The organism is Paenibacillus sp. FSL H7-0735 (assembly GCF_038008505.1).
GTDB classification, from domain to species: domain Bacteria; phylum Bacillota; class Bacilli; order Paenibacillales; family Paenibacillaceae; genus Paenibacillus_AQ; species Paenibacillus_AQ odorifer.
In genome coordinates, this window is sequence record NZ_JBBOZH010000001.1 from 4,613,732 (window position 1) to 4,632,222 (window position 18,491).

The 18,491-nt window shown below is 44.6% G+C and carries 16 protein-coding genes; 2 read left to right on the forward strand and 14 right to left on the reverse strand.

Annotation, left to right across the window (positions count from 1 at the left end; all coding sequences use genetic code 11):
- Nucleotides 1-938 precede the first annotated feature (938 nt).
- Together NSS82_RS20990 and NSS82_RS20995 are read right to left on the reverse strand one after the other, a co-directional pair.
- On the reverse strand, nucleotides 939-3,527 hold the full coding sequence (locus tag NSS82_RS20990; RefSeq protein WP_076104946.1) for a metallophosphoesterase: 2,589 nt from the start codon (nucleotides 3,525-3,527) through the stop codon (nucleotides 939-941).
- A gap of 88 nt (nucleotides 3,528-3,615) precedes the next feature.
- The gene (locus NSS82_RS20995) at nucleotides 3,616-4,488 is read right to left on the reverse strand and encodes a chitosanase (protein ID WP_038574606.1); all 873 of its coding nucleotides are present in this window, start codon (nucleotides 4,486-4,488) and stop codon (nucleotides 3,616-3,618) included.
- 271 nt (nucleotides 4,489-4,759) lie between these two features.
- On the opposite strand from NSS82_RS20995, the gene NSS82_RS21000 reads away from it, so the two are divergent.
- Nucleotides 4,760-5,602 carry an AraC family transcriptional regulator gene (locus tag NSS82_RS21000; protein WP_076104947.1) on the forward strand — a complete coding sequence of 281 codons (843 nt, stop codon included), beginning with the start codon at nucleotides 4,760-4,762 and terminating at the stop codon, nucleotides 5,600-5,602.
- A gap of 5 nt (nucleotides 5,603-5,607) precedes the next feature.
- On the opposite strand, the gene NSS82_RS21005 is transcribed toward NSS82_RS21000, so the two are convergent.
- The 3 genes from NSS82_RS21005 to NSS82_RS21015 form a co-directional block, all read right to left on the reverse strand.
- Nucleotides 5,608-6,258 (reverse strand): polysaccharide deacetylase family protein, encoded by a 651-nt coding sequence (locus NSS82_RS21005; protein ID WP_175617280.1) that lies wholly within the window; start codon nucleotides 6,256-6,258, stop codon nucleotides 5,608-5,610.
- Nucleotides 6,259-6,336: 78 nt separating this feature from the next.
- Nucleotides 6,337-6,942 (reverse strand): YkoP family protein, encoded by a 606-nt coding sequence (locus NSS82_RS21010; RefSeq protein ID WP_081386525.1) that lies wholly within the window; start codon nucleotides 6,940-6,942, stop codon nucleotides 6,337-6,339.
- Nucleotides 6,943-7,183: 241 nt separating this feature from the next.
- Nucleotides 7,184-8,452, reverse strand: coding sequence for a hypothetical protein (locus NSS82_RS21015; RefSeq protein ID WP_076104949.1), 1,269 nt, complete (start codon nucleotides 8,450-8,452; stop codon nucleotides 7,184-7,186).
- A 269-nt stretch (nucleotides 8,453-8,721) separates the two neighbouring features.
- On the opposite strand from NSS82_RS21015, the gene NSS82_RS21020 reads away from it, so the two are divergent.
- Nucleotides 8,722-9,195 carry a hypothetical protein gene (locus tag NSS82_RS21020; protein WP_038572090.1) on the forward strand — a complete coding sequence of 158 codons (474 nt, stop codon included), beginning with the start codon at nucleotides 8,722-8,724 and terminating at the stop codon, nucleotides 9,193-9,195.
- Between the two features lie 102 nt (nucleotides 9,196-9,297).
- Here NSS82_RS21020 and NSS82_RS21025 read toward each other — a convergent pair whose 3' ends face one another.
- The 9 genes from NSS82_RS21025 to NSS82_RS21065 form a co-directional block, all read right to left on the reverse strand.
- Nucleotides 9,298-10,506 carry a hypothetical protein gene (locus tag NSS82_RS21025; RefSeq protein ID WP_038572092.1) on the reverse strand — a complete coding sequence of 403 codons (1,209 nt, stop codon included), beginning with the start codon at nucleotides 10,504-10,506 and terminating at the stop codon, nucleotides 9,298-9,300.
- Between the two features lie 34 nt (nucleotides 10,507-10,540).
- Nucleotides 10,541-11,935, reverse strand: coding sequence for a hypothetical protein (locus NSS82_RS21030; protein WP_076271976.1), 1,395 nt, complete (start codon nucleotides 11,933-11,935; stop codon nucleotides 10,541-10,543).
- Between the two features lie 126 nt (nucleotides 11,936-12,061).
- Nucleotides 12,062-12,613: a DUF4303 domain-containing protein gene (locus NSS82_RS21035; protein WP_076271977.1), complete on the reverse strand. Its 552-nt coding sequence runs from the start codon at nucleotides 12,611-12,613 to the stop codon at nucleotides 12,062-12,064.
- 63 nt (nucleotides 12,614-12,676) lie between these two features.
- Nucleotides 12,677-13,243, reverse strand: coding sequence for a hypothetical protein (locus NSS82_RS21040; RefSeq protein WP_076100287.1), 567 nt, complete (start codon nucleotides 13,241-13,243; stop codon nucleotides 12,677-12,679).
- 37 nt (nucleotides 13,244-13,280) lie between these two features.
- Nucleotides 13,281-14,030: a hypothetical protein gene (locus tag NSS82_RS21045; RefSeq protein ID WP_076271978.1), complete on the reverse strand. Its 750-nt coding sequence runs from the start codon at nucleotides 14,028-14,030 to the stop codon at nucleotides 13,281-13,283.
- A gap of 181 nt (nucleotides 14,031-14,211) precedes the next feature.
- Nucleotides 14,212-14,829: a hypothetical protein gene (locus NSS82_RS21050; protein WP_076271979.1), complete on the reverse strand. Its 618-nt coding sequence runs from the start codon at nucleotides 14,827-14,829 to the stop codon at nucleotides 14,212-14,214.
- Nucleotides 14,830-14,897: 68 nt separating this feature from the next.
- Complete coding sequence (locus tag NSS82_RS21055) at nucleotides 14,898-15,470, reverse strand: hypothetical protein (protein ID WP_076271980.1); 573 nt, start codon at nucleotides 15,468-15,470, stop codon at nucleotides 14,898-14,900.
- 426 nt (nucleotides 15,471-15,896) lie between these two features.
- Entirely contained in the window at nucleotides 15,897-17,828 is a 1,932-nt protein-coding gene (locus NSS82_RS21060) for an AraC family transcriptional regulator (protein ID WP_076271981.1), read from the reverse strand.
- 289 nt (nucleotides 17,829-18,117) lie between these two features.
- Nucleotides 18,118-18,489: a MerR family transcriptional regulator gene (locus NSS82_RS21065; RefSeq protein ID WP_076271982.1), complete on the reverse strand. Its 372-nt coding sequence runs from the start codon at nucleotides 18,487-18,489 to the stop codon at nucleotides 18,118-18,120.
- Between the last annotated feature and the right edge of the window lie 2 nt (nucleotides 18,490-18,491).

Genomic DNA, 18,491 nt, shown 5'->3' on the forward strand with positions numbered 1-18,491 from the left:
TTTGGGAAATTTCGGAGCTTGTAAGGATACGTCCTACCAATATCAACGAAGATGTGACATTGTTAAAGTTAAAATTATTCAAGTTCGCTACGTTTTGGCTGCCACGGAACACACGGAACGATCCCTGAAAGTTAATTCGCGAAAAAAGCACAAGCGTTACTTGAGAGCTTTCCACAACATTTCTGAGACGGAAACTCGAGAGAACGTTGTTAAACCGAAACGCTCCAAGATCACGAACCGCAACTCCTCCACGTCTGAATCGAATCCGACGATTGGTAAAATTAGTACCCGACCAAAGAGTAAGACGTATATCACTGTTAGCCAACTAAATCAACTCCTTTTCTGAGATTGATATAGTTTATTACTAACTTCAAAGAACGGTACAAGACAAATACAGTTGTACAAATGTTTGTTTTTCAGATTTCCCTAAGGTGGTATTATCCAAATAACCGTATCGAGCCTCGGATATGTTAGCAATTGAAGTGATTTTTACAGTTATATTCTTCTAACTATTAGACACTTTCTTATACGTTAGGTGCGAATATGAAAAGAATAATTCAAGCATTCGGGTATTTAGGTAGTACAATTTTGGCTGCAGCTTTACTGTCATGGATCTGCGTATTTTTGATTCACGGCTTACCTGGTGTCTATGAATGGATGGCACTTAAATTTATCATCCCCATTCTAGGTTTCGTAGGACCCAACCCAAACCCTCTTGACTATCCTGGCAGAAGGACTGCCGTTATATTTTGAAGGTACCAATGCAGAGGTTATGCCGTTAAAAGGAACAAAAGTCACGCCAATGCGCAATGAATCATGATCTGGTAAAAAGTGAGGCTATCTTTCTGAGGAGTTACCGTAGGAGGAATGGACAGCTTCAACAACTAAAAAAAGGCGTTAACGGATGCCTAAGCTCCGTCAACGCCTCCTCTATCCTTTCATTGTATTCCTGCCTCTGCTGGAAGCGAGTTATTTCTTGTCCCCACTGCTTTAATAACGAAATTGTAGGCTTTAGCAGAATCTATGCCGTTTAATGTATAGCTGTAACTCGTCTGACCGCTTACCGTCGGTACATACACGCTCCAGTTTGTGCTGACTTTATCATTTTTCTCGTAAATCCGGTAACCTCGCACCGGCTCAGAACTATTTGCTGGCGCTTTCCAAGAAAGAACTGCACGGTTCCCTGACTGTCTTACTGCGCTTGGATTTTGGACAATGCCGGGTTTGACATCAGTCCGTTTAATACTGTAAGCATCATAGACGGCAAGGGGTTTATCTTTAACTGCTGTGTAGGATGTGAATTTCAGCACGTCGCTTGTAATGGAAACATCCACGAACATTTTCTTGTTGGGCTGATCGTTTTTTGCTGCAAAAAAAGTGTCTGCATCTGGATTAATAGCATAGAATTTCGAAGCTGCCGAGTTGCCCATTAGATATACGGTCCCTTTGGGATTCAGCACATTTCCTTGCTCATCGGTAATGACATTCTTAATCGGAACGTTGTTCAGCATTTGAAAAGACCTCATATACATATGGTCATGACCTTCAAAAACCATGTCCACACCCAGCTCATCCAATACAGGAATCAGATATTTCCGGTAAAATTCTACCCGGTCGCTTTCTGCCGAAGCATTATCCCCTGAAGAATACGCTCCCTTATGCATCGAGACGAATTTCCACTTTTTATCGGTCTTTGCCACCTGATTCCGCATCCATTCCAATTGTTTGGTGAACTGAATATCCGCTTTGTATGGCTTGACCTCCCCTTCGTACTGGGAATTGATCTGCATAAACAGGGCATCGCCGTATTCGAAAGCATATACCGAACCGTCATGAGCACCCGTCCCGACATCTTTTGGAAGATTAAAATGGTTATAGAAGTTGTTATTCGGATAATCTTCTATCTCATGGTTGCCGATAATCGGTGCAAATGGCACATTGGCAAATTCCTTTTTTGGCACACCCAAGAACCACTGCCACAGCTGCTCCAGATCACCGTCATCCGTTAGATCCCCTGTAAGAAGAACAAACTTGGGATCTACCGTTTTCTCAATAGCTCTCTTAAAAGTATCCTGCCACAGATCAAAATTCGATTTACTTGAGCCTTGGGTGTCGGTTACATAGAGGAAATGGAAATCCTGATTATCCGCCTTGTCCGTGGTAAAAGAACCCGCCTCGCTCCAGCCGTCCGCATCACCGTTACCGGCCCGGTAGATATATTGGGTTCCAGGCTTAAGACCGCTTGCAATAACCTTGTGGCTGGCGAACTTTTTATACTTTTGAGAACTTCTGTCTCCTGATGTCATTAAGGTTTCAATAACTGTTGAGCTGCCCTCATAAGAAGCTGCCAGTTGTTCCGGAAACTCGCTTCCTCCCGCATTGGAGGCCTCCACTACTTGCACTACTGTACCTCTGACGGTTTCGGCTGTATACCAGTCAAAGGCGATACTTGTCTTTGGGTCCCCGTTAAAAGTCATGTTCAGCAGCGTTGGTGTTTTGATGCCGGTATCCGGAGACTTTGTCTTAAAGCTCCAGGTAATATCGTTCTCAGGTGTCCGGCCATCCGCAGTCCCCTTAACAAGCTCTTTAGGGACGGTCACGTTGTAAGTTTTGCCGGCAGTAAAATTAGGGTGGCTGACTCTGACTGTGTCTTGACCGAGGAGCGAAGCAGAAATGTTATTAAGAGGGAGATTGTTTTCCGTGATTACAACTTGATAACCACTGTCGAGACTGATCGCTTTGTTAAACTTCACTGTGATCTCTGCGTTAAGGGAAACATCTGCAGCCCCTGAAGCGGGAGTTTTGCTTACCTCAAGTGTGGGAGTGTCCCCAGGTTCGCCGCTGCTGCGTGTTCCTTTAATTATCACATCTTTGATTCTGCTTGAGCCTGAGCTGGACACCGTTCCCCCGCTTACACTTTTCGCAGAGTTTACCACCCAGCGGATATAGAGTACATCTTGATTGTTTGTTCCCGCAGGCAAAGCGAGGTTAGTTAATTTGCAGGAATTATTGGAACAATTAAAATTGTTCTGGGCTAAAACAAGGTTGCCGCCCGTAACATCTGTCCATTCCTGTTGATCTATACTGTATTGCACCTTAAAATCCCTGGGTCCTGTACTTGAAGAAGTTTGCTGTGAAGAGAGGAAGATACCTTCGAAACCTTTGGTAGAAAGCGTGGCAAGCCAGTATTTCAGGCCCGTTCCTTCATGCCACCCCTGGTTGCGTACGCTGTTCTCACCTGACTCATAGGTGTACGCATTCGTATTAGTTCCTACATCACGAATGGATGAAGCCGTCTGATATACCCCGCCTGTAGCCGGAAATACACCGTTCTCGCCTTTGTCTTTAAAAATCCACTGGGCAATCGTTTCCTGAACTGCAGTTGCTTCGCTTGCAAGATCTTCCTCATTTCCCTCTCTTCCTGCTGAGACAAACCCGGTCAACTCCATGGCAAGCAGCAAACCTATAACCATTAGACTGATTACCTTGTAAAATCTATTTTTGAGATAAGATTGGTTGTTATCCATTCAGCCCATCTCCCTCTTCCTTAATCTCACTTATCATCGAACCGCAGTCACCGAGAAGAACGGTGGTTCTACTGCCCTTACATTCCTGTTATTGGAGTTCCCAGTCGGTGACTTGAAGAATTGCCGAATCTGCACCTTTCAGGTCTGTCTCTCCCATGTTCAGCAAATTGCTCCACTGCTTCACACGGTTCTTGCCGTTAGGCGGAGAGTTGTACTCATTAGTATCCACAATCTTGGTCCGTTCTTTATAAAATTTGGTCATGAAAGTCTTCTCATCCGTGCTGCTTCCGGATTTACCCAAAAGCCCTTGAAGGGTCTCGGAGCCGCCGGTAGCTCCATGGTTCAGCGCTGCATCCACGAAGGAACCAATAGTTAATGCCGAGTTAAAGCCGCGTTTGCGGGCCTGCTCCACACTGTATTTAATATAGATATTGTAGAACGTTTTCCACATAGCCTCTCTCCACTCGGGATCATCTTGCAAATTGCCGATTTTTCTACAGAAGCTCTCTTCGCTTTCATTGATCTCGAGGATCTTCCCTTTCATCGAACCCTTAACACCGATCCGGGCCAATGCACCTTTAACCGAAGGATTACTCGCGCCTTTAGCAGCGTCATATGCCTTGAACAGATCCGGACCGTCAGGACCGGTATCATTTGAGCCGCCTGTAGTTGCACCAAATATTCCAATCGTATACCCGCGGTCATCATCAATATCTTCACAATATCCGTAAAAATCGATCCAGTTCAGATCGTCCTGCTCCGGTTTGTTGACAAGCATCATAATATTGTTCCACTGCTCACCATCCAGTCCTGTGTTGTCACGCAAGAATTGAAGTGTTGCCGGTGAGAAGTTAGAATCAGGGTTCCCTGCCGCATAACTTTTCTGTTGAGATGTTTTGGACAGACAGCCATAAGAAAAAATCATTGAAAAACTGAGCAGAATCATCAATGAAAATTTCATCTTCTTGGAAACCTTACTCTTCGTTGAATTTAGCACCGCAATCTCTCCTTTAATTGAATAGTTTAAGCGCTTTAACTTTTAGCGGCAGTGAACCTTATCCCCAACCCATCTGAGCATGACAGCCCTCCTTTTACCAACACTTGGTAATTCAGTTCAAGCTTATCTCAAAAAGTTTGTCCAAACAGCACGTATTTTCTTGTATTTATTAATTTTTATACATATGTTGCTACAAACCATAGATTAAGTCTACAATCCTCTTAGGAGGTGCTGAATGAAGCCGGTATTTTATGAGTCTACTCTTTTTGACATCAGCCGCAAGAAACAGGTATACACCAGCATGCCTGCAAGACACTATCATGATGCATATGAGATTCTGTATTTAATATCCGGGGATTTTTATTATTTTATAGGGGACAGAACCTATCAGGTTGCGGGCGGAACGCTGCTATTTATGGATATTCACGAAATGCACAAACTGGTCAATTCAGGCTGCAATATGTATGAGCGGGTAACACTCCTGTTTAAAAAAGAATTCCTGCAGCATTTCTGCACCGGCAGTCAATGTGAGGAACTGCTCGAATTGTTCAAAAGTGATTACCGCGCTTTGAAGATGACCGGGATGGATCAATATTTCATCGAACAGCTTTTTCAGAAGATGATCCAGGAGGGAAAGAAGCAAGCCCGCGGATACGAACAGTACCAACAAATATTATTGGTGGAGCTGCTCCTCTATCTTAATCGTAAACTATTTGACAGCCGCACAGCTTCATTTGTGGAATCCAATCGTACACATAAGAAAGTCCTGGACATCGTTAATTATGTAAATCAACATTATATGGAACCGCTCAAGCTCTGTGAGATTTCACGGCAATTCGACATAAGCTCTTCCTACCTTTGCCGCACTTTTAAAGAATCCACCGGGTTCAGCTTCATTGAATATATCAATAACATCCGCATTAAAAAAGCGCGTGATTTGCTGCTTGGCTCTTCTTTTAATGTTACTGAAATTGCGGGAATGGTTGGGTTTGATAACACCTCCCATTTTGGACGAACCTTCAAATTAATAATGGGCATCTCGCCGCTCTGCTTCCGCAAACAATTTAAGTCTAAATAGCAACGTCAAGACATTTCATCAAGCCGGACAAATTGCAGGTTTCTTGCCTGTAGTTGGTTCAGCACTTCTTCTAAAGCTTGCAGCATAAAATAAGGAGCATGCCGGTCCGCGCCCGCAGTCTCTCCGCTATCGTGAAGTAAAACAACGGAGCCATCGGTGATTCCACCTAATAGAATGGCCTGCATCCGGGTTTGACAGGCCCGGATGTTCCAGTCACTCGCCTTCAGCGACCATAGAACAATTCGATACTGCTTGTGCCGAAAAAAATCAAATAGATTGATTAATCCCCAGGGTGGACGGTAATGATTGGGTCTGATTCCGACAATAGACTCTATAATATCAGCGGAGCGTTCCAGGTGTTCTCGCCTAATAGTACTGGGCAGCATCAGCCAATTAGAGGTATGGCAGTAATTATGGATGCCAATCTGATGGCCTTCCCGATCCATTCTTCTGATCAGATCTGGATACTGCTCCGCTCGCGCTCCAAGCACGAAAAAAGTAGCCTTCACTTGATGTAACTTCAATAAATCCAGCAATTCCGGCGTATATTTCGGATGTGGCCCATCATCAAAAGTGAATGCCACCTGTTTTTCTACCGTTCCTTTGCGAAAGACACCAAAGCCGCTCACTCGCGTAATCAAACTTGGAATAAACATGTAAAGAGTAGTCGCACATAGTATTCCTCCTATCAGATATGTAAGTATGATTACACCTCCTTATAACAAGCCTAAGTCCTATCCAGAGTAGTTCTGTCCGGGTGAGAATCGATTTTTCAGTGAGGCGCGTGAATGGATCAGTAACATCGGGACCAGTTGCTCTGTTCGCCGATTGATTCTTTGTCTCCCTTCAGGATGCATGGCAGACAGCAGCAATCGAAGATAGATGGTGGTGATGCGTTCGAAAACGCCGGACTTTATATTTTGTTGTTCAAAGCCAAGACCGTGTGTTAATCCCCGATGGAGCAGTGTAATCCCCAATAAAGCCTTGACCTGCCTGAACTCGGACTGCGATTCGAAGGCTTCGTTGATTTGCTGCATTGATTTGCGCAGCATGCGAGCCGTTTGCAGTGCGGCACGATCCGATCCTTCGGACCGGATCAACTTCAGGATTCTTTCATTGTCGAGGTGGAGTTCTCCCACCCACTCTCCCTGATTGATGACCGTGGCGTCTTGGCATACAATAGGCTGTCCCCGATGCTTTTTTAGCATCACGGTACATATTCCAAAGCGTGACTTATGCGACCCGCGAAAATGTGAAAGCAACGCAAAAGCTTTTTCCCACATCATCCAGACGGACTGCACCGTGTTTTTACGTATTTTGAAACCCAACTCATTCACCATCCTTAAAACGGTTATTGTCTCTCATTTCATACATTGTACCTAACGGAACTTTCTTTTTTTCTAACGTCTACTTATATTTGACGCTATACACCAGAATTTCTCTGCGAGTAAATCAAATTTTTATACAATTATTTTCATTAAGTCTAAATTTTTGGCATCCAACTACATAAAGAAAAACCCATGTCTCTTGGACATGAGTTTCGGAAGTTATCTTTTTGACTAAATCAATCTGGTTTCACTATCAATCCAAACTACCCAACTCCACCACATCTCCGCTAGTAGCCTTCACTGCAAAATCACAATCCAGCTTCCCGCACAGCACATACTTCTTCTGCCCAGGATTATACACATAGACGGGTGTTAATTCGAACCATCCCCTGAGCTTGTCATAAGCTTCGTCATGGCTCACAGCAATTTCCCCTTCGCTCTGGAACTCATCAAACGTATCGAGCATTAACTTGTTATCCATATAATCTATAACCTTATAATTTTTCGTATCGATAAACAGGAGGATCTTACGCTGAAAAATACGATTACTTGGCGCATTCCCCCTCAATGTCGCTTGAATATGTCCTCTTTCCCGATGTAAAGTCTTCAGAATCCATTGTCCGGATTCATCCGGATAGAGCTGGCTTAAACCAGCTTCGACTGCGGCTATACATTGGGCTTGTTCTACGTCTGTGATTGAAAATGAATCTGGATGCGGCTCACGTGCTACTGCCTGTTCGATTGTAACTACTTCTTGCAGACGGATCTCCGTCCTTGCGAACTGTTCCGTGTCCACTTGCTCCCAATGTATTACTTGATCAATATTCAGTCGTGCTCTCGTACCTGATATCATCTCAAATGGAATTGTGGTTGTTCCATCATTTGTAATGTAGATTTCTTCTATCCCATAGATCGGCAGGAGATGCTTCATCTCGTACACTGGATATTCGATAAGCTGTAGTTGTTTTTTCGCCAGTGGCTCTACCGCTTGAAGCGTGAGAGAATAATGCTCTTTGTGCACAAGGGAGCTAGAAGGAAACTGGCCATATACACTATAAAAAATAATCCTACCTTCCGCATCGAAGCGTAATTCCATTCGCCCGCCGGGGGAGATGGGGATACCGTCTATACATTCGGCAAAATGATATTCTCCTCTTTCTTCCTTCAATAGGTAGAATTGTTTACCATATTCAAGCCCTACTTCAGCTTCCATCCACTGAATAACGCCGTTTATTTCAATGTTTTGGAATGGTGTTCGATTTGCATAAGATTTCCCTCCAACAAAAATAACACTTTTATAGTTGCGGGATAGTAAGTCAAGCGTAATGACTGCAGTTCCTTCCGGATTATAATCCTCCTTCCATTCCTTAATGTGAGAAGGAAACCATTCCATACTAAGCAAATAGTCGGTTTCTCCCAGCATCGTAACTTCGCGATAAATTTCATTTGTATGTAAGTAGTAGTTGTCCAATCCATAGGTTTGCTGTGTAGCATTAACTAGTTCTTTGATTCGGAAATCCATATCAGTGCACCCCACAAAATTGATGCCTATATCATATCATTACTTAGCAATGATTATGAAGCGCAACGAATCATATCTGCTACATATTCTAAGAGCTTATGTAATGGGTTTTGCTGGTGTTCAGAAAATGATCAGTAGCTTGGGGTTTAATAATGCAGAGTGTATCAATCTATTGTACCAAGTCAGGGAAATTCACCCTACTGACTTACAACCTTGCCAGAATACTAAACATGTATAGTGAACACATATTTTAATGGAGGTATATCATCATGATTGACATCATCGACGGAAATGCGGCATTAATACATTTTTTTCCACTTCCGGCGCATCTTTATTCTAAGAATATTGCTTGTATTGTTGCTGTGGCTCATGAAGAAGAACGGGGTCCAAATTTAACAGGCCTCATAAACGCTTTATACTCAAAGGGATATACAGACCTTGATCATCTATTAAATTCCACATGGAAAAAACTATACCAAGTTCCGAGGTTGGGCCAGCAAAGACTGGTGCTTCTACTTAGTTTACTAGAACGAATTTCTGCAGATCCCAAGACCATAGAAAACTATACAACTGTCCCTCCTGTTACCATCCACAGTAAAAAGGAAATGAAAGAATTAACTTTAAAGAGGATCATTAAGAAGTATAACGAAACATCTGTAGAGGTATTAACTGAAGACAGCGAAAAAGAAGCTCGTTTAAAGAAAATTAAAGATAGACTCCGAGAAATGGGGATGATCGTATAACAAAACCCCGCCAGTATAGTAAAGTGCACCCCTTAGAATAGACATTGGATAAACCCCTGGGTCAATCCGATTTCTATTCTAGGGGTGTGACTTTCAATTCATTTAGTAATCGCGCGCTGCATCGAACCAGCGTTGAGCCATCTCCTCTGTGATAGGCTGGCCAATCAGGTGGTCAGACTGGCTAAGTTGCCATACCGCTTCACCAAGATCTTCTCGTTCGGTGGTTTCGATGCCCTTAAGATTGTTGAAGCGCACGGTGAAAGCGGTAATGGCGGCCTCTGCTTCAGCAAAGCTATGGGCCTCGGACAAGGTTACCTGTGCAACGTTGTAAGCTTCATTAGCCAGCTTGGCTAGACGTTTAGTCCAGGAGGAGAATGGGCGGCCAAACTCGGTCGTCCACCACTCTGGCTTTCGTAATTGGCTCACTGAAGCATGGTCGGTCCAAGGACGGGTTTCAGCGCGAGTTTTCATTTGCTTTTTTAGATGCTTGCCAGCGCTCTCTTCCACATTGTAGGCGATAAATCTGTCAAGCAACGGCCACGCGTTCAAGGTCGGCAAATCCTCCAGATCAGGCATGAAGCGCAGCTCCAGATTCGTTAACTCGGTATGATGAGCCAATAGATTCAAATCGCAGAAGTTTCCCCACAAACTCAGTGATTTAAGGTTTGGGTACCGGTTTAGACACTCTAGCGAGATGGGCTGTCCCAGCGGTGCGTTATGTAGCGTCAAGCTCGTTACCTGGTGCAGCTCCCCCATATCGGGCAGCAAAAAAGGGGAATCATTCTTACGTCGGCCGGTGCGCGGTGCTAGTGTAAGAGAAGATGGCATATCACCTGTGGCCGAGAAGCGTGATAGATCGCCAGACACACTCAGGCGGAAAGGCTGCTTCGGAAGTATTAGGCTAAGGGACCTCCCGGATGGTTCCAACTTGACATGCAAGCCATGCAAATTGGACTGACTGGCGTCCGCCACCGTGTCTGCAGACAGGATCGGAGTCCATGTCATCTCTTCAATGGGACGTTTCTGTGCCCAGTCAAAGAAGCCTAAATCACTGCCTGTATAATGCAGAAATCTCGGCCAGGGAGAGCCGGCCGGTGTGGCAAAGACATCGAATACGGTCCAATCGATAGGCGCATCAGACGCGACATGAAGGTCAACCTTTTTCCCCAATTGCGACGGACCCATTGATAGACTGCCCACACCGGGCTTAAGGACAAGAGTATGACTACGTGGACCTGTCAGGTTGATAGGATAACTACCAACTTCTCTAACAGAACCAGCTGAAGGACCAGCTTGGCTATCATTTGGCATTTCTATCATCCTTTCCTCTAAAGCATATCAAGATCTAACTATTCACACCTGACTCTATCTTCTCAGTAATAAATTGTTTAAATCTTGTAAAATACCGCTCTGATGCTTCCCAGCGCCTAAGATCCAAATAGGGCATGTCCTGCTTGCCATATTGATCGGGCGGCTGATAATGCCGGGAAACATAAGTTCCATTGTCCAGTGTATAAAAATAATACGTTTCATCTGGAGTCCTGATTTCAATCCGACCATGTAGGAGGTCTCCGTCCTCGTCCGTATGCGTTTGACGGAAGCTGTAACATTTGGAGCCGTCCCAGAACCCGCCATTCTCCTCCACTTCCGAATTTAATTCCTGAATTACAGTGTGTTGCAAAATGTCTTGCACATACTGTACCTCAATGTTTGGTAAATAAAGCTCAGCCATATTAACGCAGGTCAGCAACATCGTCCAGCAATCGCTAATCTCTGCTAGTTGTTCCTGAGACTCTTCTGTAATGTCCTCCCACTCAGACCCTTCTTCTATGGTTCTCTTCAACAAACCGACAGAATGATCTTGCTCCAGCCAAATATAATAGTGATGCCGGTTATCATTCATATAAACGCTAAGATCCCGCTCATCCCCGTCAGCATCAATATGCTCCAGTTGAACTTTGAAAAAAACGTCTTGCTCGCGAAAATTAAAAGAAGGCTTATCACTTGGCATTAAAATACACTGCGTCAACTTCAATATATTTTCTTCATTGATCGTGTTATGGGTGAAATATAAATGAACTGCGTTCTTGCTAATGGGGGATTCATTTATTTTTTTTAGAGCAGAACAGCCTTCTTTAATTACGTTCACCAGTGTGGCAAAGGAAAAATCCTCCTCATCCTCATCCATATCCAAAAAAACTTCATCAATCAACACCTCATGAATGTCCACCGGAAGCTCCTGAAATACGCCGTCCCCCTCCCACACATTTACTAAGCAAGCGATCGATTTATGTCCGTCCACTTTGAAACTGTACTCGTCATCCTGAACTAAAACCGCAGCGCTGAGATCACCTTTAACAATCGTTTCCCCATGATTGTAGGAGCCGCATAATATTTCCTCAATCATCAGGTTGCCCGAAACATAAATTTCCTGACCTCCTACAGCTATATTTTTTGCACTCAAATTACCGGTCACCAAAAGCCCTATGGCGCCATCAGTTTCTTTATTATAAAGATTGTCTACAGTAAAATTTCCTTCTATAAAAATGATGATTACCTCTTTTTGTTGCGGGAAAGGTTGCTCCCAATCTAGATTAAGAGAAGGCAGCGTCAAATCCCCTTCATAGTAAGCGGCAAGTTGCTCTTCACTAAAATCTTGGTAAAACTTCGCCCACCAAGATCCTTCGGGAAATTTATCTGCTAGCTGGCTAATAGGAATGAATCGGAAAAGATTGCTCATACATTATTTTCCCTTCATTTTGAAATTTCCATTATTTCCTCACATGCCCCAAGGCTTACGCCCTGCTTAATCTCGACCATTTTATTAAATCCGAATATAGTAGACGGTTCCCGAAAGCGGAGGCTTCTACTCCGCCGCTTCCGCCAACCATACTTGCATAGCCGAAGATTCTGCCCGATTCAAACGGAGGGCGATTTCAGTATTGATCTCATCCGGCGGCATGACTTCGACAAGGACGCATACTGACTCTCGCAGTTGATTCAAGGCAAACACACCTTCATCATCGAGCATTTTCATCGCCAGCTCCATGGCCTTCAGCCTCAAATCAAACTCACGATTCCCTTCGTCATTCTCAAGATCCGCAATGAAAGGACGCTCGGTAAATCGTTGTTTAACGTTATCGAAGTTCTCATCGCCGAAACAACAATAGGGCGAATCCGCATAAGACCATTTGATAAGTTCCGCAATCGTCGATGCCGGTGTGTCACTTTCGACTCCTTGCCTGACTGCTTCCATCTCCAAAGCTTCCCACGACCAGGCGGAGATACTTGGCGCATGTCCCTCGCCAGTAGTGTATAGAGTACAGTAATAGTAACGTTCGCCATTTTCAAAAAGAGTGCGAAAAGACGTTCTAGCAGCATCGGCGATCTCTATCGCCAGCGTCTCTATTTCTTGCATCGGCTTCCTCCTTTCCGTTAGTGGATCCGCTCAGGCAGGATGTCTTCTATTAGCTCCAGCCTTCTACAAATGATATGGCGGCGCTTTTTCTACTACAAGGTTATCAGGATGAATATCAGTTGGCTCATAGTCATTCATACGGAGAAGGATATACTCAATCTCTTCTAATGGCATCTGCAATTTCTGGCTGACTTCATAAAGACCCATGTCTTGCGAAAGTAGTTTCCGTGCTTGATTTAACTTTCCATTTAGCCAATTATTTTCGAGCATCCATTTTTTCACTAGGTCCAGTAGTTGATTTTGGGTTTTCTTATCTGCATGCTTATTATATTTAGCAACTGACTCTGACAAATAGTTAAAAAGGTGAATACCTAATCCCTCACGTTGCTCATGCTTGGACATCCGTTGGTATTGCTCATAACTTATGCTGATATCTAATTCGAGGGTATGATCCCTGCTATCAAACCGTCTGGATGTTTTTCGACCATAACCTTCAGGTAAAACACGCAATACAAAAAAGATATCATAGGGAAACTCCCATGTATTTGCTAATTCCTCTAAGGGCAGCAGTTCATCTCTCAATTGACCCACACACGTTCCATGTGTATCCAAAGTAAAAACTAGTTTCATGCCTACCTCCCTCTCCCATACGTAAGGAGCACCCAGATCAGCTGTTATTTTCTGAAATCGCTTCGCAGCCTTTCGACAAGAGCCACTGCTCCATATCGGCAAACGCCTGCCCCGTATCCTGTTCATAGAAGACGGCCACCTCTTGCTGGTAGGCATAATTCAATCGTACATAGCCTCCCAGCTGCCGGTAGAACAGGAAACAAGCATAGGCATTCTCATTAAACAAATCCGGCGGAAATTCATGTTGGCACAATCCAGCCAGTTCGGGTAGCGTAAGCTGGTCCTGCCCTTGTGGCAAACGCAAAAATCGATGGCTGCGAGTGCCCGTCCACGGTTCATAATAGACGCTCTCCCCTTGAATGATTCCATACACCTGACGATATATTTCGTCCAGCACCAAAGCGTACATCTCCTCGTCTTCCTGCTCCGGTGCCTGCAGGAAAATCGCCTTCACGTGCTCCGCATGCCGAGGTAGCCAGAGCAGCCCAGCTGTCTGTGGATACACTGCCAGAAAATCACCGTCAACCGTTGTACCTATAACGATACACTCCCCGATCTGTTGCTCAGTAATGGGGCTGTTTTCGTCATGCTCCCATAATCCGTACTCTGCAAAAGGTTTGAGCACCTCCGCATCCGGAAGCTGAACATTCAACCACCCTCTGTAAGTTCCTTCGCCGAATCGCCGCAAAAACCGGAGGTAGCCCGGTGGATAAACAGCGGCATCTTCCTTCGCAAGTGCTTGGTTTTGGTCATCAGACAGCGGTTTTGGCCGAGATACGATGTACATAAATACTCCTCCTGCTGCCCCCAACATGCAACTCTTCCAAATAAGAGAATTCTTTAAAATATTGCAGGTTGAGGAGCTTTTTTATCCAAGATAATACTGAAATTTTAGAGAGTGCAACATATCAATCCCCAATTTTTGAATTCTCCAGCTTGGCCAGTGCTTCGGTGTCATTTGCCCTGAACTATTTTCCACCCATCACAAGCCCATATTTATTGAAAATCCACGATTTGCTCAAATCTTGCATCGCACCATGGCTTATACACACAGAAGGCTTTTGCTCCTTCATAGCATCTGCATCATGCGCCGAGAAGCGAAGCGGCCTTGTCATTTTTTTAATAGCACCCGTTATTTCATCGAAAAACGTATATGTTAATGGCTTATGGTCCCGAATATCCTCATAGATATAATACTTCCCTTTTTCATCTTCCAAATCTATTTGAAAGCCTTTAGGAAATGATAGCAAGATACACGGCAGTTCATCCTCTGCCCATTGTCCGTAATATGGAAAATAGACACCTTCATTTCTCGCGAAAAATCCAGAGCTTCCATTATCAGACGCAACAGAAATAGAATAAACAAAGAAAGGGAGACCCTCATTCCTTTTTTCTTCTGCCGTAAAATAATCATAAAAGGTCTTATACGCCTCATACACCTGATTCAGATCATGCTCTGTCTGGGCATAATTGGTTAGATGAAATTGCGCTTGCTTATGTTCAAAAAGCTTCAAAACGCTTTCAAACTCTTCCGGCCTTATGAAGAATCTAAGCTTATAAAATCCGCTGTTCTTTAATCTATCCATTTCTTTTCGCTCACCGCCATGTACTAAAATGTCATCTCAGCTGTCCTTAGCCATTTGCTCGTGTATTTTCAAAATTCATATTTCACAAATCGTTTTCTGAGAGTTTCTTCGTACGGGATCCACTCCCAATCACTCCATAAAGACATACTTACGAGTTCTGACAGCTTATCTACGGCTTGTCCCGGACTCGTTATGTCAATGAAGCCGTCAAAATCCTCATTACGGATATCCAACGCTTTTCGCAGGTAGTCATCATTGAGAGGCTCTTCCCGGAGTTGTTCATATTCATCCCTCGTCCACTGTTCACAAAAGATCTTTTCGGCTTGAATGTCTCCATTCTCGAACAACGACAACTCGAATATTTCCTCATTCATATATCCGGCGGTCATCACTGGCTCCCCGATAAGCTGGGACAACGTTTTGCCGGCCTCCTTCACCGTACCCCATACAAAGTAATCGTGGAGCACGCTGATCCAGTTCTCGTTGCTTTTGCTTACGTACATGACAACTTTGCTCTCTGGAGCCTCATGATTGGACTTGCCTAATACTTTGGCATGCCCTTCGCTTAGCTCTCTTAATGCTTCGACAGTCTTCTCAAGGTTGTTCGACTTGATATGCAAATTTGCGAATGATCTTCCCACGAGATGGCCTCCTCTAATCGCTTTTTTTACTCAGCCGGATTCTATTTATATCCTATTGATCGGCTCTATGAATGTCTCATATTTCCATTATAGTGATCGCTTGTCCTGAGTCTACCTACTTTTCACCTGAATTTTGGAAATAACCTTCGCATAGAAAGAGATATAATCTTGACCGTTCAGCACAATCTCTAGCTCCTTCCCTCCTTCTCGCTTCGCTCACTCATTAAAAAAGGAGGGTATCCCTACGTCAATTTATGACGTTTGGGACACCCTCTGTCGAACTATTCCACATCCTTATTACAGCACTCTCCAACTTTCCGCTCAAAAATTTCCTGTCGTCCCTAATGGTACGGATCAGCGCGCTGGCTGTAACGGCAAGTTCTGATTTTAACTTACCGTTGTTCGATCAATCCATACTTTGGGCAGTTACCGACTCGCTGCCTCGATGATCCAGTCGGTCAATTCGTTGATTTGTCTTTTCACGGCGATTGGGTCGCGGTACCAGGATTGGTTCTCCGTCCATAAAAATACCCGATTGTTGCGAATCGGCTCGAGCGTCCCCCAGATCGGATCAGCCTGCAGCGATTCCAAGCTGGCTTCTGTCGTCAGAATCAAATAATCACCCATGTACTCCGAAAGTTTCTCCAGCGAAAATTCATAGTAGGATTCCTTCAGCATAAATTCTGGAACCGTCGTCGGCGGTTTCAGCCCCATTATTTCATACATTAGCCGGCCGCCTCGTCCCGACTTCGGACCAAAAAGGCTCACGTTTCCATCGTACTCTTGCATAATCGAAAGCGTCTCTCCTTCGGGAACGGCTTGTTGGACTTTCTCCCGAATGTCTGCAATGTCCTTCTCGAATTGTGCGTTCCATTTCTCCGCTTCCTCGCGTTTATCCAGCAAGTCGCCGAAATACATCATTTCCTCCTGAATGGATGCAAACTGATTGTAAGGAACAGATACCGTAGGTGCGATCATCTGATATTTATCGACTACCTCAGGCTGTGGATTATGCGTTATGATTAAATCCGGATTGAGCTCCAGCAGCTTCTCTAATGAGTCACCTACATCCGTCACGACGTCCAGCATTCCCTCAAGATAAGGACTCGACATCAAGAACGATTCGGCTGCGATCGGCTGGACTTCCAGCGCAAGTACAGTGCCGAGATAAGAAATTGCCGCTACGCGCTGAGGATGTGCAGGAACCTCGACATCGCCGAAAGCAGTCTTAACTACCTTGATCTCCGAAGATGTCAAAACCTCTGACTCTTGGGTGACCATGGTTGGAGAAGCGCTGACGGCAACCTGGCTGTTCGTTGCGCCTCCGTTGTTCACCGCCCCACCACAAGCTGTTAACATCACGGTCAAACATAACAGCATCACTGCATAAAAACTTCTGGTTGCTCTAGTCATTTTATTCGCCCCATCCTGTTGAAATTGATAATCAATATCACTCACATAAAAAGGATAGCTTAATGACCGGCTTAGAACAACGGACGATTGTGACATATTCCTTGCATAATCTGAAACGAACTGGCCGTATCGTTTACGATATTGGCCTGGCGTCATGCCGGCATATTTTTTGAACATGCGGCTGAAATAAATGAGGTCCGGATAACCGACATGTGATGCTATTTCCTGTTGCGTTGCTATCGTGCCGGCCAGCAGAGCCTTCGCATCTTCCATTCGGAAACGAATGACGTAGTCCAGCGGACTGAGCCCCGTCTGTTCTTTAAATTTTCGCGAAATGTATTGTTGGCTGTAATTCAATTGCCGAGCAAGCTCCTCAAACGAGATCGGCTGGCGGTAATTCCTGGACAAATGCCGAATAACTTGCTCCGATAAAGATGGCTCACCGGCTCCGAACAGACGCTCCCTCAGGACAGCGTGAACGAAGCGGATAAAGTCTCCCTTGGCCGACAGCCGGGTCAATCCGTCGTCAGAATTAAGCCAACCGTCGCGTATCGTTTGAAGCAGCTCGAGCATGGCCAGCGGTTCGCCAGGCGGGAACCCCCAGCTTTCCAGAAACGGGTCGGATTCCTCCATCATCATATGAAATTCGCGCGAGGCCGAAGCGGGGAGAGACGCTTTGTAGAGTACGATATATACATTCAGCGCTTCTCGGCTCCGAACCGTCACCAAAGAGCCTTTGCCGGCGTGCAGTACATGAAAACGATCGCACAGCCACACCTCATCATCAACCCACAACTCGCCTTGTCCTTGGAAAGCGAATATAAATGCGCTTGCTGGCAAACGGTATTGATTCAAATCGTTCTCGGTTCCGGCCTGTTTTAGCCGTACGTCCAGCACACTCATAATCACCTGGTTCCATATTTGTATAAGTTTCAGAACGTCCATAGCTGATTCGCAAACTCCCTTTAAATTCTCAAGAGATAATCATTCTCAATTGAATCATGTTTCTAAACACAATAACGAATACGTCTAGCGCTGTCAATAAGGTGTTGCCGAATGAGACGAGGATGCGAATAGCGAAGCATACGGTTATTTTGCCGGAGTCTAGCCCAAAAGCAAAAGACGCTAGTTCCGCAAACATACGTGCGGAACTAGCGTCTATCAATGAATCGTGAGGGCCCTTTCTTTGAACTCTCAATTATCTTAATCATTAGCATACTTTTATGTTGCCTGCTTAGTGAATGCCTGTCTCTTTCGCAAGGGAATTTTTGTAGGCTGCAATTTTGTCTTTCAACATCTTCTCTGTGGCTGTTAAGTTTCTGATTTGGCTCTGTATAGAGTTACTATGATTCTCAAGAAGGTTCAAGCGGGCTTGGGCCGTATGCTCTCCTTCTAAATATAACTGCGCATATTCTCTAATTTGTGAGATCGGCATTTGGGTTTGTTTCAACCTCATCACAAATCGCAGCCAAGCAAGATTGGAGTCATCATATATTCTTTCTCCATTCGCATTCCGTATCGGAGCAATAATCTTTTCCTTTTCATAATATCTCAGTGTATATGCGGTAATCCCTAGTAATTTGGCTACATCGCTGATCGTATACATAC